Origin of the sequence: Streptococcus sp. SK643, from assembly GCF_000259505.1 — a bacterium.
Classification (GTDB): domain Bacteria; phylum Bacillota; class Bacilli; order Lactobacillales; family Streptococcaceae; genus Streptococcus.
In genome coordinates this window covers 172,819-193,523 of sequence record NZ_AJMM01000008.1, presented here as the reverse complement: position 1 = coordinate 193,523, position 20,705 = coordinate 172,819, and the positions used below count along the sequence as shown (strand labels likewise).

Here is a 20,705-nt window from a genome sequence, read left to right as displayed (position 1 = left end):
TATTTGCTATAAGTGAGTCTAGAATGTAAGATTATTCCCACTCAACTGTTGCTGGTGGTTTACTTGTGATATCGTAGACGATGCGGTTAACGTGATCAACTTCGTTTACGATACGAACAGAGATTTTTTGGAGCACTTCCCAAGGGATTTTAGCAAAGTCAGCAGTCATCCCATCGATAGAGGTAATAGCACGGATAGCTATGGTGTAATCGTAAGTGCGGCCATCTCCCATAACACCAACTGAACGAACGCCTGTGTTCACTGTGAAGTATTGCCAGATATCACGGTCAAGACCTGCTTTAGCAATTTCTTCACGAAGAATAGCGTCTGACTCACGAACGGTTTCTAGTTTCTCTTCAGTGATTTCACCCATGACACGAATAGCAAGTCCTGGTCCTGGGAATGGTTGGCGCCATACGATATGGTCTGGCATACCAAGTTCTGTACCAAGAGCTCGAACTTCATCTTTATAAAGAGTGTTAAGTGGTTCGATCAATTCAAACTGCATGTCTTCTGGAAGACCCCCCACGTTGTGGTGTGACTTGATAGTTTGAGCTGTATCCGTACCAGACTCGATAACATCTGTATATAAAGTACCTTGAGCAAGGAATTTCACATCCTTGAGCTTGCTTGCTTCGTCATCGAATACATAGACAAACTCATTACCAATGATTTTACGTTTTTGCTCAGGGTCAGAAACACCTGCAAGTTTGTCAAGGAAACGTTTAGCAGCATCTGCTTTGACGATATTTAAACCAAACTTACCACCAAGCATTTCCATAACTTGATCAGCTTCTCCTTTACGAAGAAGACCGTGATCCACGAAGATACAGATCAATTGATCGCCAATTGCTTTTTGGAGAAGAACTCCAACGACAGATGAATCAACACCACCTGATAAACCAAGAAGGACACGTTTATCACCAACAGTTTCGCGGATTTTTTGGATCTGCATGTCGATAAAGTTATCCATTGTCCAGTCTCCTTTTGCCTTACAGATATTTAAGGCAAAGTTTCGAAGGATGTCATTACCATATACAGAATGGCGAACTTCCGGATGGAATTGGATACCGTAGATGTTTTTTTCTGGATTTTCAATAGCTGCATAGGGGCAGTCTGCTGATGTTCCTGTACGAACAAAATTAGCAGGAATTTCTGTTACAGCATCACCATGGCTCATTAAAACAGTTTGTTCATCTGGTGTTGATTCAAAAAGAGCAGATGGTGTATGAGTTAGAGTTGATTGACCGTATTCACGATTTCCAGCGTCCCCTGCTGGTACAACCTTTCCTCCTAGTTTGTGGGTCAATAGTTGCATACCATAACAGATACCTAAAATTGGAATCCCAAGTTCAAAAATTTCTGGATCAATATCAAATGATCCCTCTTCATAAACAGAGTTAGGCCCACCTGAAAGAATAATTCCTACTGGATTAATAGCACGAACTTCTGCAGCTGAAATTTTATGGCTTTTTAGTTCTGAAAAAACACCAATTTCACGAATTCGTCGTGAAATTAACTGGTTGTATTGGCTACCATAGTCCAGAACGATGATTTTTTCGACATCTTGCATATCAGTTGAAATATTGCTCATCTTTTTCCTCTCTCAAAAAAAATATCTTTTTTCAATATTTTATCACAAAGAAAGGTAAATTACCAACTAAACAAAGTAAAGTTTGACTTTTTATTATAAATTACGGTACAATAAAGAAAATATAGAAAAGAAGTGAAAAGCATGCTACCAGCTTATATGAAAATTCATGACCATATAAAAAAGGATATAGATGAGAAACGTTGGGCGATTGGGCAAAAACTTCCTAGTGAAAGGGATTTAGCTGAACAATTTATGGTTAGTCGTATGACCTTACGCCAAGCTATCTCTCTTTTGGTAGAAGAAGGTGTTTTAGAACGACGAGTAGGAAGTGGTACCTTTGTAGCGAGTACAAGGGTCCAAGAAAAAATGCGGGGAACAACAAGTTTTACTGAGATTGTCATCTCCCAAGGAAAAGTCCCCTCTAGTCAGTTAATATCTTATCGAAGAACCATTCCAAATGAACAGGAAGTTGCCAAACTTGGCATTTTACCAACCGAAAATATCATCCGAATGGAACGAGTTCGTTATGCCGATAAAGTACCTTTGGTTTACGAAGTTGCTTCCATTCCAGAAAAGTTTATCAAAAACTTTAAAAAAGAAGAAGTCACTAGTCATTTCTTCCAAACCTTGCAAGAACATGGTTATCGTATTGGTAAATCACAACAGACTATTTATGCTCGTCTAGCTAAAGAAAAAATTGCTCACTACTTACAAGTTGAAAAAGGACATGCTATTTTAGCCTTAACTCAGGTTTCTTATTTTGACGATGGGACAGCTTTTGAATATGTAAAAAGTCAATATGTGGGTGAACGCTTCGAATTTTATCTTGAAAATAACTAAGCCCACAAAAAAATCTCTTTATTTTAACAATAAAGAGATTTTTTTATTTTCCCATGATTAAGTCTTTTAAGGATATGATAGTCACGGCACATAAAATCATAGCCATCCCTACAAAATCAATAGGAAAAAATTGTTCTTTCATAATTAAAAAAGCAAAGAATACTGCTGAAATTGGTTCAATAGAAGCTAACAAGCTAGACTTAACAGGGCCTACAATACTTGCCCCTTTTAGAAAAGCCGTATAGGCAAAAACAGTTCCGATGAGAATAATACCAGCAAAAGCAAAAAGAAAATCTAAACTAGTTGGAATACTAGCTCTTAAAACACCTGTGAAAGGTATAGCTACTAAACCTGAAATAACCATTCCAATACCTATCACCAAGCTACTGCCCCATTTTTTAATTAATGTAATAGGTAAAATGATATAAAGTGCATAGGTAAGGGCTGAAAAAAGGCCCCAGAAAAGTCCTGCCGGGGTTACAGATAATTGGTCAAACTGACCATGAGTTGCAATCAGATAGGTACCACCTATCGCTAATAGAATAGAGATAATTTCTGCAAAAGTGGGAGCCACCTTATCCTTGATGCAGCTATAAACTAAGATTCCTACTGGACATACATACTGAAGAACTGTAGCTGTGCCTGCATTTGTTTCCTGAATAGCAGTAAGGTAGGCGAACTGGTTTAAAAAAAGACCAATTAAGGCAAAAATAAGAAGAGACAGGATACTTTCTTTGTCCTTTAAGAAGGCCTTCATCTTTTCCCTTGCCGATATATAGGATAGCATCATCAAGATACCTCCAGCGATTAAAAGGCGTAGATTTGTCAATACAAGAGCTGAAATTCCATGCACCATCAGGTATTGACCACTGGTTCCTGATAAGCCCCAAGCAATACCAGCAATGATTGTCAATAAAAATCCTTTAAAACTCCTTGACATCTATTCCTCCCTCTTCCTTTCGAATCAAGTCCATGACCTGATTACGATCTAAAATCCACTGGGCCCTCTCATCCTTTTCATAGGTACGATTGGATAGGAAGATGGCTGCTTCCTGTTTTTTACGATTCCACATCACAAAGGTTCCTGTATAACCTGTATGGTCCAGCCAATCTCCCTCTAAGTTCCAAGCAAGGGAGCGATCTTTATCTTCTAAAGGAGAAAAATTCTGACTTAAACCATCCGCAAAATCATCCTTTAAATAATGCTCTAAAAAGATTTTCAAATCTTTAACGGTAGAAAATAAACCTGCACTGCCAGCATGCTTCCCTAAAAGAGTGGCCTTAGGGTCATGAACCAAACCTGCTTTTACACCTCTAACCGTTGGAACAGCTTGAGAAACTGGACCGAATGTTGTTTCCCTCATTCCCCATAGATTCCAAACTTTTTCCCGTAAGAGAGTATCCAAATCCTCATCAAACATTTGCTCCAAGACAAATCCCAAAATCAAAAAATGAACATCTGAGTATAGAAAGGATGGCTTTTCCCGTCTATTAAGATGAAACATAGCTTTCTTTAATTCATCAGCTGTTAACTGATCACGATTAGGGATAAAAGGGTCTAGGTCTGTAGCGTGAGTCAGTAGTTGACGAATACTGATATCAGGATAGTCACTGTCAGGTAAAAAATCTGTCACAGGACGTTCCAAATCTAATTTTCCCTGATGACAGAGAAAGATGAGAAGCGTTCCTACTCCAACCACCTTGCTCACACTAGCTAGGTCATAGACAAGACCTGCCTTTGTTTTAAAACCATGCTCTGGATCACTCTGACCTAAGTATACTTCTCTCCACTGTTGATCCTTAAAATACGCAAAAGAGGCTCCGGGATAAATCCCTGCCTCAAGTTGTTCTTCTATTTTTTTTATTATCTTGGTCCACTTCATACTTCTTCAAACCACAATTCAACATTATTACTGTCTTTAGCAAGGAAAAATTTTTCTGACTTAGGTACAAAGTAATCTACAGAAGCAAAACGTTGTCGTAAACTATCAATATCAAAATTCTTGACTTGTAATTTCAGCATAGACAAATCCCAAGTAACGTTATTTTCAACAGCTAAATCTTGACCTTCCGTATGGATAAAACCGAGAGCTGAGGCAACTTCTGAGTCATGTAAGAAACTGCTACCACCTATTGGAAGATTTAATTCCATTGAAATTTCGAACTGGCTTAGGTACTTCTCTTCTAAGTTGGTTTTAAAAACAGGTTTTTCGTCGATAACTTCTAAACTATCTCTATTTTCTTCCCCATGAATCAAGATCAAATCATTCTCTGGTGATAATATCTCAAAAGCATAGCCATTTTGTCCTTTATATAAACGGAGAATCGAATCAGTTTTAGATAAGAGTCCTTCTATTTCAACAGGATTTTTTACTTTTACAACTAATCTAGATAGTTTTTTATTTCCTTCAACCTTACGAGTTCGCATACTTGGTGATTCTTCTAAAACTAGCTTTTCAAGACCTGTCTGATCTCCTAATGAAAGAAAGGCTGATTCTTCTAACAAGGGCTTCATTCCTAACGTTTCAGTGTAAAATGTTTCATTTAAGTTTCGATTATTGACTTTTAAAGTTGGAATAATCCCTACAATCTGATTTACATTCATAAATTCCTCCATCACTCTATTATTTTAATGGATTTTAGTTTTTTTTACAAGATATTATGCTCAAATTGAGGATTTTTTCATGATTTGAGTATAGAAAAAACCGGGTGTTCCCGGTTTTAAGTTCTTATAAGTAAAGGACTTTAAATACTGCTACTGCAGCAATTGCAGCTAGGATTGGAGCTACTACTGGTACCCAAGCATACCACCATTTTGAATCACCTTTGTGCTCACCAAGAACTGATGTTGGAAGGAAAGCGTGAAGGAGACGTGGTCCTAAGTCACGAGCTGGGTTTAATCCAGGTCCTGAAGGGCCACCAAGTGATGTTACCAAGGCCATAACAAGGAATCCAAGTGCCAAGTGAGCAATTCCAAGACCTGAAGCTGTATGAGGTGCTACTTGTGCTTTGATAGCCAATTCAGAAAAATCAACTGTTTGACCAGCTTGAGTTGCTGCTTGTTTCATAAATTGAAGAACTTCAGCACCAAAGAAGTTTTTAGTTAAACCAAGTGCGGCAAAGAAAAGAACAAATGATCCAACAAACTCGTTTACAAAACCATTAACAGTTGCGGCATAGCGAGATTCTTTTGTACCTTGATCCAAACTTGAGATAGTTGAGAAACTTCCCAAAATGTTGTTTGGATTTTCTGTTTGCAAGTAGTATGGGCGGTGTGTCGCTACTACTAACGCTTGACCAAAGATTGCTCCCAATACTTGAGCGATGATGTAAAATGGTACTTGTGCCCAAGGGAATAATCCACTTACAGCAAGTCCAAGAGTGAATGCTGGGTTGATGTGGTTACCAGATACATTACCAAACATCAAGGCAGGAATCATAACACCCATACCATAACCAACAGCGATAACAAGCCAGCCACTTTGGTGACCTTTTGTACCCTTAAGTTCAACGTTAGCAACTGCACCATTTCCAAGAATGATCAAAATAGCAGTTCCTAAAAATTCAGTGGCATATTTAATAGCCCATGTGAAATCCATTTGATAGATTCTCCTTAAAAATTTTTTAGACAATCTTTATTCTATCAATTTTTAGGGGTTTTAGCAACCAATTTTGAGAAAGAATGTCTGGAAAACGCTTTATTGGACTAGTTTTTGAGCAAAGAATAAAAGAATCCAAATCAGATTTATCCTCAATTTTATTATTGACGTTGTCCAAAATCGGCAATCATCTGCTCCATTTCTTGTCGACTTGGAGTTGTCAGCATATAAAGGTAATCTCCTTGAAGTTCCGCAAAGGCCGCTGGCATGATTTTTTTAACCTTGAACTGCTGACTGTATTTGGCAAGCAAATCCTCTTCTGAATAAACATAGTGGGCATTTGCACGGCGAGAAGTAGCCAAACAATACTGCGGTTCAAACTCTGACATTGGGAACTCTACTCCTGCTACAATAGCAGCATATCCACGATAAAGATCCAAGGAATGAGCAAAGTTATAAACATCAATAGTGAAACCACCTGCAGGGCGGTTATTGTACTCAATGGCGATGTAATCATCCCCCTCGCGGAAAAACTCAATATGGAAAAAGCGTTCTTTCATATCAAATTCCTTGACAATCGCTTCACCATACTTGCGAAGTTTGGGATCCATATCCTTGAGCACATAGTAGGAATTGTCCATCTTGTAAATCATGAGATCCAGCGGTGTATAGGCGTAGTCAAATGTCGTTGAAAAGACGATTTTTCCATCCTTGTCTACGAGCCCGTCAAAGGTACAGATTTCACTAGAAGTGACAAATTTTTCAAAGAAATAAATAGTTGAATGGTCCCACTCTTGCTTGAAGTGATTGATATCGTCTTCTGTTTCAAGCTTAAAGGTCGCGGCTGCTCCCACTCCATTGTCAGGTTTGGCAATCATTGGAAGGCCGATTTCATTCACAGCCTGATCCACATCTGCTTCCGTCTTGATAACAGCTCCAGGTACCACTGGGACACCTGCTTTTTTGAAGAGTTTCTTCATTTCAGACTTAAATTTCGTCTTTTTGAGATCCTCTGGTTTGGCACCAAAGACATTGAATTGTTCTCTGAGTGTTGCATCCAGCTCAAGCCAGTATTCATTGTGGGATTCAATACGGTCAATGGGACCATGTTTATAAAAGAGAAAAGCAACTGCACGTTTGACTTCATCTATATTTTCAAGATTATCTACACGGAAATACTCGGTCAGGCTATTGCGTAAAGGTTCATCCAATTGCTCGTAAGGTTCCTGACCAATTCCCAAGACGGTAATGCCTTTATTAGCTAGCTCAATAGTAAACTGTTGAAAGTTTTGCGGATAGTAGGGAGAAATAACAAGGTAATTCATAGGTAACTCCTTTTATAAATAGAGATTGCCGAGGAAATAAGGCATTTGTTTGCGCCACCATTCCCAGTCGTGGGCGACATCGTGTCCCCATTCAGCAAACCAGGCTGGAATTTGTTTCTGGTCAAAGGCTTCTTTAAGCTTGTAGAAGGATGGTAGACCGTCTTGTTCCCAGGCCCCAAGACCCGTACAAAGAACAATCTCTGCCTGACGGTAACGATCGATAAACCATCCGTCGTTCTGATTCCATATATAATCTACTGGCGAGTTTTGGTAAATGACATCATCATTGTAGTAATCGCCGACAAAGAAACGAGCGTCGTAAACACCACTAAGAGCTATCACCTTGGTAAAGACATCTGGATGCTGGAGGAAAAAGTTGACTGCATGGTAGGCTCCCATCGAGCAACCTGTCGTCATCATGCCATCAAACCAACCTGTCTTGTGCTTGATAAAAGGAATAGCCTCTTCAATCACATAGCGTTCGTAGACACGGTGCATTTCCGCCTGATCATGACCGTTTTTCCAAGTGGCCAACCAGCTCTCACTGTCAACACTAGTTAGGGTAAAAAACTGCACACGCCCTTCTTCGATGAAGGAAGAACAGGCATCAATCATGCCAAAATCATAGTATTCGTTGTGACTACCCCCAGATGATGCAAAAACCACAACTGGAATCCCAGCATGTCCATAACGATTAAGGTACATTTCACGGTTAAGATTGCCACTCCAGTGGCTAAGGTTTTCAATATGCATTGGCTTTCTCCTTTCTTACTTTACCATTTTTCTGCAAAAAATCGAAGACAAGCTGGAAGATTTTCTGACCAGGGTATCTCGCTATGAATAGCACCCGATTGCACCTTTAGCATTAAGTTATCCAAAGCAACTCCCCCTGAAATCAAATCATGGTAATAGCGAAGTGACGAGTCAATATAAGCTTGCTTGATATTGCCAGCCATCAAGGTCTTGTCCGTATCATCTGCTTCTTCCGTTCCTACATAGATAAAGATACGCTGGTCAGGCGACAGTTTCTGGCGCTCGATGTAGCGGTTAAAAGCTTCTTGATGGAGCCAGTTTGCAGATGAAAAGACACCAAGACAACCAATTTGGTCTTGGTATTCCAAACCGATGAACTGGGTAATATTGCCTCCTAGTGATGAACCAATCATAGCTGTATGTTGGCGGTCAGCTTTTGTACGGTAGGTCTCATCGATAAAAGGTTTGACCACCTCCATCACAAACTCAGCATACTCCACACCTTTACCTCCAAACTGCTGACCCGGAATAGGAGATTCTTGGAACTTCCAAGCTGCATACTCATTCATCCGCCCCATCCCATCATTGTCAATGGCAACGACAATCATGCGACTGATATCGGGATTGCGCTTAATAGCTGGGATAATCTTCCACGAGTGACCAATGAAAGATTCTTTACTATAAAAGACATTTTGCCCGTCATGAAAGTAAACAACAGGATAGGAACGATCCGTATCTTTCTCATAATCTTTAGGCAGAAGAACACGTACACGGCGTTCCTTACCTGTATAAGGAACCTTGAGTTTGTGTTCTTTCATTTTTAAATAAAAGTAGGATTGATTCATTGTCAGAAAACTCTCTATATTCAAAATTTTATCTAATTATAACATAAAAATAGAAAAAAAGTCAGTCTTTCCTCCATTTTTGGATTAAAAACCAACTTTTTCATTTATTTTTTCTAAATTCTTTTGGATTTTCTGATTAGAGCAGATTGTCAATCAAGTCATCTACTTCATCTTTTTCAACTTGAGGTGTAATTTCAGTAATCATGATTCCAGCTACCGCTCGCTCAACCAAGCCTTCAACATCCATCCGTTTTTCGTACTGCTCTGCATTTTTAATCTTAGGATTGGTCTTAGGACGGTCAGGTGCAAAAATGGTACAGCAGTCTTCAAAAGGCTGGATAGAAATATCAAAGGTATCGATCGCCTGAGCGATGTCAATGATTTCCAACTTGTCCATAGTAACCACGGGACGAATGATTGGAGTGCTGGTCACAGCGTTGATAGTCTGCATACTTTCCAAGGTCTGGCTAGCTACTTGACCAAGACTTTCCCCATTAATGATAACTAAACCATTTCGTACTTCACGAATACGATCGGTAATTCGCATCATAAAACGGCGTGTCAAGGTCATGAGGTAGGCTTCTGGTGCTTTAGCCTTGATTTCCTCTTGAATCTCTGTGAAAGGTACTTCGATAAATTGGATATTGCCCCCAAACTTGGTCAATTTACGGGTCAAATCTTGGGCTTTTTTAAGAGCACCAGGACTCGTGTAAGGTGGACTGGCAAAGTGAACTGCCTCAATATCTACCCCTCGTTTCAGAGCTAGATAACCTGCCACAGGTGAATCAATTCCTCCTGACAACATGAGCATGCCTTTACCAGAACTTCCCACAGGTAATCCTCCTGCTCCACGAAAAGTTTCATAGGAAAGATAGGCAGCCTCCTCACGAATCTCAACCTGAAGATTAATATCTGGATTTTTCATCTGAGCTTGCACGTTTGGAATAGCCTTAAAAACAGCACTACCAAGAGTTTGATTGAGTTCACGACTGTCAAGTTCAAAGTTGTGGTCACTTCGCTTACCAGTGATTTTAAAGGTCATACCTTCCTTGTAAACTTCTTTCATAATTTCTTGGACTGCTGATTTAAGAACTTCAACAGATTTTTCAACCTTATAAACAGGAGAAAAATTTTGAATCCCAAATACTTGTTTGAGCGATTCTGCTACTGCTGTGTAATCAGCTCCATTGAGGTAAGCGTGGGCACGGTCGCGATCTGCGGTTACCTTAACTTGGGGATAAATAGACAAAACGTCTGAAATATTATTACGAAGCTTATTGATGAAACGCATACGATTTTTGTGTTTGGTTGATAATTCTCCGTAGCGAATCATAATTTCTGAATACTGCATAAATGCTCCTATCTTACTTTTCTAGTTTGATTGTAAATTAATTTTAGCTTGGTCAAAAACTGCTCGACCTGACTCATATCATTTTCAAGGTCTAGGCTAAGACGCACAGCTGATTGGGCCTTATCTTTATCTACTCCCATGGCAATCAAGGTACCTGCAGGTTTCCCAGCCTTGGATGAACAAGCAGATGTTGTGGAGATAAAGATATCATAGTCTTCAAAGGCGTGAACGATGACTTCTCCTCGAACACCCTTGATTCCAAAAGTTAGGATATGAGGGGCAAAGTCTTCCATTTCTGAAAAAACAATAATGTCTGTGTAATCAAGCAAAGCCTGACGAATAATTTCCTTCATTTGTATAGTTTTATTTGTAAACAAGTCTAGCTTTTCCATAGATAAACGGAGAGCCTTGGCTGTCGCTGCAATCCCTGCCACATTTTCAGTTGTCGAACGATAGTCGCTCTCTTGACCACCGCCTGTTAAAAGAGGCGTGATCCTTTTGCCAGATTTGATATAAACAAAACCAACACCACGGACACCATGAAATTTATGACTCGAGAAGGTCGCGAAATCCACTCGGTCAGTCAAATATTTTTCAGTTGGAATCTTAGAGAGTGCTTGAACCGCATCAACGTGGAAGGAAATAGTTGGCTTATCTTCTAGGAGTTCTGAGATAGCTTTAATAGGTTGAATCGAGCCGATTTCATTGTTAACTGCCATGATAGAAACGAGGGTCGTATCAGGTCGTATCAAATCTGCTAACGCTTCAACATCTACAAATCCCTTCTCATCAACTGGAGCAAAATCTACTTCAAATCCTTGATTTTTTAACCATAGAGCAGATTCCTTTACCGCTGGGTGCTCAATATCTGATACGATGAGATGCTTGCCAAATTGGGCTTTTTCAAATGCTACACCCTTTACGACCCAGTTATCGCCTTCTGTTCCTCCAGAAGTGAAGTAAATCTCATCACTTTTCTTACCAATCAAATCTGCTATTTGCTTACGAGAAGCATCTAAGATTCTAGTCGCTTGATCTCCTAAGCGATGAAGGCTAGAAGGATTCCCTAAAATTTTAGAAGCAACCTGCATATAGGTCTCTAGCGCTTCAGGATAAGGCTTTGTCGTTGCAGAATTATCAAAGTAAATCATGTTATCTCACACTTTCTAAAATCACTCCTTCTATTGTATCATGAAACAGTTCAGGCGACAAGAAAGGCAGTTCAGGTTCATTTAAGTTTTTTTAAAAGATTTTCGATATAATAAAGCATAGTAAAGGAGTGAAATTATGTCTAACTATCGTAGAAAATCAAAACCAAAAAGCGAACAGATTAAAAAAGGATTTACTGTCTTTCAAAAAACTATTGCTACTATAGGGAGTATCCTCGGTCTTATTACTGCAAGTATTACCATCATGAATTTCATTGATAATAAAAATAACAGTAAAAAAGAAACTACTGAAACTACTATTATTAAAGAAGTTCAAAGAGATAATTCAGGAGCAAACAATATTCCTGCGCAAAACCAAAATAATCATCAGGAAACAACTCCAAATGAAAAAGTGCAAACTCCTGAAAGCAAAGAAGATGCAAAGACTGATAAAAAATCATCAACGACTGAAGTACCAGAAATTTCACCTTCACAAAATCAACCATCAGATACTGGTACTACAGTAAGTAACGGAGCTTCCTAAGCTAATTATTAAAAACATTCATTAAAACTTTGAAAACTAGGAGCAAAAGTTCCTAGTTTTTTAGTATCAAACTAAAAATACCAATGTATCATTTCTAGATACAATTTTTTCTCCAAGACTTTTTTATTCTTCACAATTCTTCCAAAATTGTCTGGAACAACTAAAACTTGCTTCTCTGTAACTAGGGAAATATTTTTAAGCATTAGGAGTTCTACATAGCATTTTACTTGGTAAGTAGATCGGCTAATAAATGCTTAAACTCATTTATGAATGACTAAAAACGCAACCCAACCACAATAGAAACTGCATGAGAAAAACCTGAAAAATTATTTTTTCAGGTTTTCTGTATTATAGACCTAACGAATTTAAAATTCTATCAGGGAAAATTTTCTGTATATAGAAAATTACTCTTTTTTTCTTTTAGCAACAAGCATAGTAGATAAGGCTAGACCAACACTTGCTAGGAAGATAGCTGTTTCAGATTGGTTTTCCCCAGTTTCTGGCAATCTCTTTTCTTCCTTAACATTTTGTACTGATGATTCAGATCCCTTAACATCTTGCATTGTTGGTTTTGCAGTCTCAAGATTTTTAACTCCTGATTCTAAGTTATTGCCTTCTTCCAATGAAGATAGCTTAAACTCAGGTTTTTCAACTATTGGTGCTGCTTGATCTCCTACAGTTGATAATGGACCTGTATAGGCTGGAAGCTCATGTTTTAATGCTAGAACAGCATTGACGCCTCCCTTGAATTCTGGTTTCTCTACTATCGGTGCCGCTTGATCACCAACTGTTCCAAATTTTTCCGTATATTCTGGAAGCTCGTGTTTCAAAGCCATCACTGCATTGACACCTCCAGTAAACTCAGATTTGTCAAGTGTTGGTGCTGCTTGATCTCCTACAGTTCCAAATGGTTGCGTATATTCTGAAAGCTCATGTACCAATGCTTCTACTGCATTGACTCCTCCAGTAAACTCAGGAACATCAAGAACTGGTGCTGGATCTTCACCTTTACTTGATTGAACAGGTTCTTCTGTTAATTCTTGATAGAAGCTAGCTAACTCATAAAACTCAGCCTTACCACCTTCCCAGACAAGTTTAACATCTAGAAGTGAACCACCATTTCGAATTGCAAATGTTTGGAGACTTGAAGAAATTGCGCCAAGATCTGTCCAACTTTCTTGTCCATCCTTAAGTGTTCTAACCTGAACACGTGCCCTAGCATCTTCTGGAAGACTTGAAACGAGACGAAGATGGTTAGCATTGGTTGGTTCAGACAAGTGATAAACCATTTCTCCCTTATCTTGTTCTGCTTTGTAGCTGGTCAACACTTTTCCATCAACGAGGTTTGTATAGAAGTTTCCACGGCTTTCGCCACCTTTTCCTTCTACTGTTGGATCATTGATTGGTTTGACAAATTCGCCATCATTAATGACTAATTCTGTAAATCCTACAAAACGAGCATCATAGTCAGCAGTGTAGAGGACACGGAGATAATTAGCCTTAACTGGAGTTGCAAGCTCACCTTCAATGTAACGGTTACCTGGCATCTTAGAGTCATGTGTCCAACCATCAGTAAGCGAATCATCTTGTTGGCTATTGGCTACACCATCACCAACTGTAACGACATCTGTCCACGTTTTACCGTCTTGACTGACTTGGATTTTACCATCACGAAGATAGTTTTGAGTTCCGTCTTGGATATAAGCTCGAATTTTCTTGATGGTGCGCTCGCTACCAAGTTTTAAGGTTACATGGCCATCTTTATGAGCATAGTCAGAAAACTCAACAAAATTGTTGTAAACACCGTCAAACAATTGATCCAGGTTATTTATCTTACGGACATCATTGCTTCCGTATGTTGGATGAATACCCATAGTTGTTGATTCTAATTTTGTTGGTTGGACTTCTTTGGTAGTTACTAGAAGAGAAGTAGATGGAACAGCTTGCTCTTGATCTGTTTTATTAACAAGACGAACGTAACGTACCAAATGTGTTGCTACAGATCTATCAGTCAATTGACTAGCTGGTGTCCATTCTTGAGCATTAGCAGAGTATTCCAAGCTAAGAGCTGGATTTGTTTGACCTTGAAGTTGAATACTGTTCACTTCATGAATACGGTCAAGTTTCATTCCCAAATAACTATTTGCAGGAAGTTTTGTACCAGAAGGAATCTGAAGATCATAACGTCCTAGGCTATCAAATACTGGAGTTTCTTTGAGAGCATCAACATTGGTGTCTGTTAATTCACTATTTCCAGAACGTGTCTCAACAGAGAAATCTGCAATGCGCCACCAGAGATCGATAGCTTTGGTATTACGTACTCGGACATAACGAGCGTTAATAGTTCTTGTGACTTCCTTAGTTTGCTCACCTGTTAAACTATCCAATTCTTGCCATGCTTTTCCATCAGTAGAGTACTCAAGTACACCTGAAGCTAATTTATCTCCTGAACCTTGGCGAAGACGAACTTTTGTCACTGGCTTAACTTCACCAAGATCAAGTTGTGCCCAAGCATCAACTGGTGTAGTATTGCTACCATCAGCATTTGCCATCATAGCTTCTGTATTATCTTTACCATCAGTAATTTGACTTGCTGATGTTCTCAGTTTATAAACTAGATTTGAGCTGAGGCTAATTGTAGCAGTTTGTTGTTTACGAGCGTTCTCTACTGGACGATTTACTGCAATCTCGCGAACTGCAAACCAAGTGTTATCACGATCTTCTGTTGCAATCATACGTACTGCTTTAGCTTTGATATTAAGATTTTCAAACTGAACAAGTGACTCATTACCAACATATGCTGGTTCTTTCAAACTTACCCAATTATCTTTTTCATCTTGATACTGAACTTCAGCCTTGCTAAATGTATCACTAGGATTTGATTGAGTTCCCATGGCGAAGGTCAAATTTTGAATAGCAACTGGCTTGTTGAACTTCATACCAATGTAATCACCTGTCTTGATACTATTTGGTGATTTAATGAGAGCATGTGTTGCTAGATCACCATCTGTTACTTCTGCTAAACCACCTTCGACACCCGTTCTATTAGTAATAAAACTACTAATGATTTGATCTGGATGCAATACTTTTTGAACTTCAGAAGCAAGAACTTCTTTCAAGGAAAGGATGAATGGACGGATATGTTGTACACCCAACTCAGCCTTTTCAAGATGGTCTACATAATGGAATGTATGAGTTTGAGACTGTTCGTATAATTTCAAACCTTTATAATAACTATCCCAGAGTTTAGCTGCATCATTTGACGACATCGCTTCTGTTCCTGTAAGGAAGGCGTCTAAAGCTTTCATTTGATCAATTGTATTATCCAACCAATAGTGAATTTGGTTAACCATTTTTGGATCACCAGAAGCTTTATAAACTTCAGCAGCTTCTTTTAACTTAGCAAATTCAGCACGTAAAGCTCCACGTTCTGCAGTCACATCCTGACCTGCTTTTAGCTTGGTTACAAAGTCTGTCAATTTAGGAGCCAATTCAACTGATTCTTCAAGTTTTACTACACGACCATCCATATTTTGGTTAATCATGTGCTTACCAAGTTCACGGAAAGCAGCCGAAGTTTTACTATCTTCAAAGTGCCCATTTTCTACAAAATTGAAGGCGACATCATTAACTTTCTTCGCTTCTTCTTCAGTCTTCCACTGTTTCCAAGCATATTGAGCTCCTGCAAAAAGGGCAATCTTAGATGGTTCTGACTGTTGCATTGGGTTCAACATAATACCAGAAAGGAGACTTGGATCCACATTCGGATGAAGGAATTTCTCACCACCACCGAGAATCAAGTGTTGTTTAGAGTTATCTGTAACAGGCCAGTTAACCCAAAGAGATACTGGACGATAAGTTTTACCACCTGCTGTCAGATTATTCTTAAGTGTTGATAGGAAGTTCTCAGAAACTTCACCCCAAATCTTACCACCAGTCAAAGTCATAGATGCGGAACTTGGAAGATTTTCATTGAGAGCTTTCAACTCTGCTTCACGACCATTACCCCAATACTGACCTGGTACAAAGATCATTTCTTTGCGAAGACCACTATAGGTTCCCTGCATTTCTGTTAACCAGTTGGTCATGTCATTCATCAGACGGTTGTAGCTATTGTAACCGCCTACTGGGCTTGGTGCATCATCTGCTAGAATACCAAACTCACGCACCCCAACTTTCATTAATTGAGTAAATTTAGCCTTAATGGTTGCAAGGTCTTGCTGGTACTGAGTCTCATTACCAAAACGAATGCGGTTATTCATGAATGGATGGATTGTCCAAACATAACGAGTTTTGTTTTGATTTCCAACACGAGCAAGGTCACGAATTTCAGCTAGTTTTTCTTCTGGATAAAGTTCACGCCATTTTTTGTTGTGATATGGATCATCTTTTGGTGCAAAGAAGTATTGAGTCAACTTCAAGTCACCACCATAGCGCATGAGTTCCGCACGGTCTGCATTAGACCATGGATTTCCATAGTATCCTTCGATGAAACCACGGTTTTTAATTTCAGCGTAATCCTCAACTGTCACATTGCGTAGGACTGGCGCTGGGCTTTCTTTAAGCATGTGTTTCAAAGTTGTCAAACCATAGAAAACTGCATCCGTATCTTTTCCGACGATAGAGATAGAGTTATTCTTGATAGATAATGCATAAGCATCAATCTTATTAAAAAGTTCTGATTTAACGTTGGACAATTGCTTTTCAGCTTGTGACTCTTGTCCATGTACTCCGAGATAGATATTAGTTGCACCAGCAACCGCTGATTTGCTTGTTGTATATGAAACTTGGTTGTCCTGCAAAACGCTCTTCAAACGATTACGTGTATAAACATCAAGTTGATCTCCCATTACAAGGTTGACTGTCTTACGAAGGGCTGTGACTCCTTCTTCATAAGTTACTTTTTGTGGAGTTGGGAAGACCTTATACTCTTTCTTAAGATAGTCGTCACTCTTACTTGCTGCAACAATGCTTTCTTCACTAGCTGGTTTACTTGCTGTGAACTGATCTGCTAATTCAACTGTTCCATCACCGATTTCTTCTACTCTTGGTTTTTCAGGACTAATCGGTGTCTCAGGTTTCGTTGATTCAGAAGTTTCTTGTCCTTCTTTGATAGGTTTCAACAAATGAACTTCCGCAGCACTTGCAAATCCACCTACACCTTCCAATACTTTCAAGTCAATCTTGTTTGTATGAACAGGGGCAAAGTTTACAGTTTTTTCTTGGGTATTATTTTCCCATTTACCTTCTGAAACCTTCACCATTTGACCATCTTTTTGAGCAAAGATTTCGTAACGAGTGACAATACCATTTCCACCATTCGGACGCGGTAAATAAGATAAACCATTAACTTTTTCCGCCTCTTTCAAAGTCATCGAAAGCGTGTATGGTGCAGCATCACCAGTCCATTTTGTATGCCAGAAAGTATTTGGATTATTATCAAAGGCTTTATCAACTGATCCTTCATCCGGTGTTCCAGGTAGCTCTTGACTACTTGCTGTAGCAGTAACTTTGTCATTTGAAATCAAACGTGGATTGACAAACGGTTTATCTGTTAACTCTGCACTGTGCAAGATTCCTTTAAAACCACCAATGCTTTCAAGCGGTAGTACCAAACTATTGTGGGCAAAGCGAGGGTGTTCAGGATTTGCGATACGTTCAATCTTTTCTCCATCCACATAAACTTCAGTTGATTGTGGCTTAGTCACAATAGAAATTTGATAACGGTTGTTCTTTTCAAGTTTCTTCTTAAATTGAATATGGAATTGTTCAAATTGATAAGCTAAGTAACCATCTTTATCAGCTAGATAGATACGATTGTTGCCACTTGATGAGAAGGTTTGTTCACCATCGCCAGTAACCGTCACATCAAACTTCAAGACATGACTTGGACCAACGTCACCAGCTAGTCCTTCAATACTACTGTCTTTATCAAATGCTAAACCTTGATCAGTTGCTTTTACTTTCTTACTTGCATAGTTTTTCACTGATTCAGGATTGATAGTAAATAAATCACTTTGATCAATTTCTTTTTCAGGATTTGACTGTGGTGCGTAAGGGCTGGTTGGCAAGGTACGTTCTTTAAAGGTTGCTGCAGCTCTGTCAGAACCCCAAGTACGTTCTGCAGTTGTTTGCATGCTCTTGAAGAAGCGTTTGAAGATATCATAGGATGTCAAACCTGTCTCATGAAGATCAATATTATCATTCCAAACTGCGTGACCACCACCAATTACACTTGGATTTGATGCTTCTAGAAGTGGACCATGACCTGTTCGGAAATCATTTGGTGTCCACCTATTGTATTGTGTTTCATAGTTAGCATAGTCACCATAAGCTGCTTGTCGATTATCACCATTAGGTACACTATAGGTTGGAATATCTGTTATGTTGATGATCTTAGCTCCCTGAGCAATAGCTTCTTTTGGTTGTTGCCAACCGACACTCCAAATATCAACTTCTACATCTTTCCAGTCAACTGCTGTTTTACCTCGTTTTGCACTGAGCGATCCCCAAATACGTGGTGTATAGCCTTTTCCTTTTATGTACTTGATCATATCATTGACATAACGGCGATAGCTCTCTCTACTACCATAATATTCGTCTGTACCAATATGAACGGTAGATACGCCATGAAGCGGTGCATCTGGTCCATCTAGGAGTTTGTCATAAATTGATTTGACAAAGGCTAAGGTTTCATCATACTTTTTATCTAAGTCAAGCATGGCAACACGCTCTACGTTATGTTTACCTCTGTAATCACTTAGACTACCTTGATACATAAGATCTGGACGCACTTTAACAAAGGACAAAGCATGACCTGGTGTATCGATTTCTGGCACTAGGTTGATATGCAAAGTCTTAGCAAGCTTAATGATATTTTGCATTTCTTCCTTGGTGTAGTGCTCATCTGATGTTAATTTTTGCCCATTTTTACCAACAACATCTGTCTCCACACGAAAACCTGTTTTGGCATGTTCTAGAACATATTTAAGCTCTTCTTCTGGCGTTAAATTCTTACCTTCCAAGTGTTCTTTTAAGAAGATATAGTTATCGTTGAGGTGCAACTGCAAGTCATTCATCTTGTAGTAAGCCATGTTTAACATCATATCTACAAGCGTGTCATACGGAATAAATTTACGACCTGTGTCTAACATGAACCCGCGATGGCTGAAACTTGGGAAATCACGAATTTCTCCATTTTGTAGATTATTTTCACCCATTTGAAGAAGGGTTCTTGTTGCATAAAAAGCACCTGTATTTGTAGCAGCTTCGATCGTAATGACACCATCTTGGATAGCTATGCCATAACCTTCCTTACCATACCCCTTGTTTTCAACCTTCTTAAATTCGATTCTTTTCTGAGCTTGTTTATCACCTGATGTAAGTTCTAAACCTCGACTAGCCAAATCTGATTGATAGAAAGTTGCTGCCTGATCAAAACCAGAATCTCCTGTCGCAAGGACAGTATCTGAAGTGATAGATGATTGTCCTTCTTTTCCATACCATTGTTGAACAGCTGGAGCTACTTTAGGTTTAACTCCTACTCCTTCATCCTGATGGACACCCTTGATTAGAACTTCAAACTCCTTAGTAAAAGTATGAGAATCTTGGACTTGCTCCACCATAACTTTCACTCGTTGATCAGTCAGAGGTTTATAGATATGATTTTGAAGATCGATAACACCTTGCTTATTGCTTCCGATGAGGCTAACTTTTCCTGGTAAAGTTGGAAGTACTAAAGATTGTCCATCCTTAGCGACTGTCAATTCCGTAACTTGGCGAATATCTGTCACTTTAGTTGGATCAGGGATATTTGAATAAGCCCGAATTTCTTGAATCCCAGCGTTTCTCCAACCCATCGTACCAGTTTGATAATCATTGATTTCTAACTTGAGATATTTAGCTTGGATACTATTTGCTAGGGTTGCTTTCTCATCTAAAACCGGTTCTCCAGTTTTTGTATAAGCTAATTTCCATTGTTTTTCACCCCCAGCATTCACATCATCTTGACCTGCATAGTAGAGACTCCAAGATTTGATATTCGGATCATTTTGACCTTTTCTCACTCGTCTATCCCAATCAATCTCTACGTGTCTAATAAGTGTAGTTTTAGGAAGAGTTAATTCGAAAGTTGGTTTGTTAATATTTGGATTTGTTGCCCAACGAGTATCAGGATCCCCATCTACTGCCTTGTCAGCAGTAAAAGGAGTTCCAGTTTCTGAGTCGTTTGCTTGGACAGTGACACCTTCTAAATGATTACGGTCTTCCCTATCTTCGATTTCCTTTTCTACAGGTGATGTAGTAGCCGGTTTGTTTTCTGATGTTGGTTTATCAGCAGGTTTTGTAGTTTCAGTCGGTTTTGGAGCTACAGGACTTGTTGCTGGTTTTTCTGTTGCTGGCGCTGTAGGTTTGGTTGTTTCTTCACCTCTATGATTTTCATCATGGCTTGTATCTGCTGCTGCCTCTGACTCAGCTTTCTTTAAAAGAGCTGTTAAATCGTCTGGCAACTTGTCTAAAGGCTGGGCTTGTGTGACAGTACCTTCTTTCTCAGGTGTTCCATTTGTTTCCGCGGCTTGTACTACATTTGCACCAAAGATACTAGCACCAATCATCACTGACGCTGCACCAATTGCAAATTTTCGAATACTATAGTGACAGCGTCTTTCAAAAAAATGTCTATCCATCTTTCTCCGTTTCCTTTCCTCC

The 20,705-nt window shown here is 39.1% G+C and carries 13 protein-coding genes; 2 read left to right on the top strand and 11 right to left on the bottom strand.

All coding sequences use genetic code 11. The annotated features are described in order from the left end of the window. Nucleotides 1-31 precede the first annotated feature (31 nt). Nucleotides 32-1,594 carry a glutamine-hydrolyzing GMP synthase gene (guaA, locus tag HMPREF1117_RS05475; protein ID WP_000065735.1) on the bottom strand — a complete coding sequence of 521 codons (1,563 nt, stop codon included), beginning with the start codon at nucleotides 1,592-1,594 and terminating at the stop codon, nucleotides 32-34. A 141-nt stretch (nucleotides 1,595-1,735) separates the two neighbouring features. On the opposite strand from guaA, the gene HMPREF1117_RS05470 reads away from it, so the two are divergent. Beyond that, entirely contained in the window at nucleotides 1,736-2,434 is a 699-nt protein-coding gene (locus HMPREF1117_RS05470) for a GntR family transcriptional regulator (protein ID WP_000936167.1), read from the top strand. 43 nt (nucleotides 2,435-2,477) lie between these two features. On the opposite strand, the gene HMPREF1117_RS05465 is transcribed toward HMPREF1117_RS05470, so the two are convergent. The 9 genes from HMPREF1117_RS05465 to HMPREF1117_RS05425 all read right to left on the bottom strand — a co-directional run bounded on the left by HMPREF1117_RS05465 (nucleotide 2,478) and on the right by HMPREF1117_RS05425 (nucleotide 11,458). Then, on the bottom strand, nucleotides 2,478-3,374 hold the full coding sequence (locus HMPREF1117_RS05465) for a DMT family transporter (protein ID WP_000091366.1): 897 nt from the start codon (nucleotides 3,372-3,374) through the stop codon (nucleotides 2,478-2,480). Further along, nucleotides 3,358-4,317 carry a serine hydrolase domain-containing protein gene (locus HMPREF1117_RS05460; protein ID WP_000872234.1) on the bottom strand — a complete coding sequence of 320 codons (960 nt, stop codon included), beginning with the start codon at nucleotides 4,315-4,317 and terminating at the stop codon, nucleotides 3,358-3,360. Before HMPREF1117_RS05460 ends, HMPREF1117_RS05465 begins: the two co-directional genes overlap by 17 nt. After that, on the bottom strand, nucleotides 4,314-5,039 hold the full coding sequence (locus HMPREF1117_RS05455; RefSeq protein WP_001102209.1) for a CppA N-terminal domain-containing protein: 726 nt from the start codon (nucleotides 5,037-5,039) through the stop codon (nucleotides 4,314-4,316). The genes HMPREF1117_RS05460 and HMPREF1117_RS05455 overlap by 4 nt, the downstream gene beginning before the upstream one ends. Before the next feature lie 124 nt (nucleotides 5,040-5,163). Next, nucleotides 5,164-6,033 (bottom strand): aquaglyceroporin Gla, encoded by an 870-nt coding sequence (gene gla, locus HMPREF1117_RS05450; RefSeq protein WP_000348102.1) that lies wholly within the window; start codon nucleotides 6,031-6,033, stop codon nucleotides 5,164-5,166. A 161-nt stretch (nucleotides 6,034-6,194) separates the two neighbouring features. Continuing rightward, the gene (locus HMPREF1117_RS05445; RefSeq protein WP_001108615.1) at nucleotides 6,195-7,358 is read right to left on the bottom strand and encodes an ATP-grasp domain-containing protein; all 1,164 of its coding nucleotides are present in this window, start codon (nucleotides 7,356-7,358) and stop codon (nucleotides 6,195-6,197) included. Between the two features lie 12 nt (nucleotides 7,359-7,370). Then, the gene (locus tag HMPREF1117_RS05440; protein ID WP_000546819.1) at nucleotides 7,371-8,111 is read right to left on the bottom strand and encodes an esterase family protein; all 741 of its coding nucleotides are present in this window, start codon (nucleotides 8,109-8,111) and stop codon (nucleotides 7,371-7,373) included. A 20-nt stretch (nucleotides 8,112-8,131) separates the two neighbouring features. Beyond that, nucleotides 8,132-8,956 carry an alpha/beta hydrolase gene (locus HMPREF1117_RS05435; protein WP_001076717.1) on the bottom strand — a complete coding sequence of 275 codons (825 nt, stop codon included), beginning with the start codon at nucleotides 8,954-8,956 and terminating at the stop codon, nucleotides 8,132-8,134. 136 nt (nucleotides 8,957-9,092) lie between these two features. Beyond that, complete coding sequence (gene thiI, locus HMPREF1117_RS05430; RefSeq protein WP_001200099.1) at nucleotides 9,093-10,307, bottom strand: tRNA uracil 4-sulfurtransferase ThiI; 1,215 nt, start codon at nucleotides 10,305-10,307, stop codon at nucleotides 9,093-9,095. A gap of 8 nt (nucleotides 10,308-10,315) precedes the next feature. Next, on the bottom strand, nucleotides 10,316-11,458 hold the full coding sequence (locus HMPREF1117_RS05425) for a cysteine desulfurase family protein (protein WP_000638904.1): 1,143 nt from the start codon (nucleotides 11,456-11,458) through the stop codon (nucleotides 10,316-10,318). Between the two features lie 136 nt (nucleotides 11,459-11,594). Here HMPREF1117_RS05425 and HMPREF1117_RS05420 point away from each other — a divergent pair, with 136 nt between their 5' ends. Next, complete coding sequence (locus tag HMPREF1117_RS05420) at nucleotides 11,595-11,999, top strand: DUF6556 family protein (RefSeq protein ID WP_000073904.1); 405 nt, start codon at nucleotides 11,595-11,597, stop codon at nucleotides 11,997-11,999. A gap of 404 nt (nucleotides 12,000-12,403) precedes the next feature. Here HMPREF1117_RS05420 and HMPREF1117_RS05415 read toward each other — a convergent pair whose 3' ends face one another. Then, the gene (locus tag HMPREF1117_RS05415) at nucleotides 12,404-20,683 is read right to left on the bottom strand and encodes an SIALI-17 repeat-containing surface protein (protein WP_000373815.1); all 8,280 of its coding nucleotides are present in this window, start codon (nucleotides 20,681-20,683) and stop codon (nucleotides 12,404-12,406) included. Nucleotides 20,684-20,705: the final 22 nt, after the last annotated feature.

Coding starts and splice junctions, on each gene's coding strand:
- HMPREF1117_RS05460 (WP_000872234.1), bottom strand. CDS start 4,317: ATGAAGTGGACCAAGATAATAAAAAAAATAGAAGAACAACTTGAGGCA.
- HMPREF1117_RS05435 (WP_001076717.1), bottom strand. CDS start 8,956: ATGAATCAATCCTACTTTTATTTAAAAATGAAAGAACACAAACTCAAG.
- thiI (WP_001200099.1), bottom strand. CDS start 10,307: ATGCAGTATTCAGAAATTATGATTCGCTACGGAGAATTATCAACCAAA.
- HMPREF1117_RS05445 (WP_001108615.1), bottom strand. CDS start 7,358: ATGAATTACCTTGTTATTTCTCCCTACTATCCGCAAAACTTTCAACAG.
- HMPREF1117_RS05470 (WP_000936167.1), top strand. CDS start 1,736: ATGCTACCAGCTTATATGAAAATTCATGACCATATAAAAAAGGATATA.
- HMPREF1117_RS05420 (WP_000073904.1), top strand. CDS start 11,595: ATGTCTAACTATCGTAGAAAATCAAAACCAAAAAGCGAACAGATTAAA.
- HMPREF1117_RS05415 (WP_000373815.1), bottom strand. CDS start 20,683: ATGGATAGACATTTTTTTGAAAGACGCTGTCACTATAGTATTCGAAAA.
- HMPREF1117_RS05465 (WP_000091366.1), bottom strand. CDS start 3,374: ATGTCAAGGAGTTTTAAAGGATTTTTATTGACAATCATTGCTGGTATT.
- HMPREF1117_RS05455 (WP_001102209.1), bottom strand. CDS start 5,039: ATGAATGTAAATCAGATTGTAGGGATTATTCCAACTTTAAAAGTCAAT.
- HMPREF1117_RS05425 (WP_000638904.1), bottom strand. CDS start 11,458: ATGATTTACTTTGATAATTCTGCAACGACAAAGCCTTATCCTGAAGCG.
- HMPREF1117_RS05440 (WP_000546819.1), bottom strand. CDS start 8,111: ATGCATATTGAAAACCTTAGCCACTGGAGTGGCAATCTTAACCGTGAA.
- gla (WP_000348102.1), bottom strand. CDS start 6,033: ATGGATTTCACATGGGCTATTAAATATGCCACTGAATTTTTAGGAACT.
- guaA (WP_000065735.1), bottom strand. CDS start 1,594: ATGAGCAATATTTCAACTGATATGCAAGATGTCGAAAAAATCATCGTT.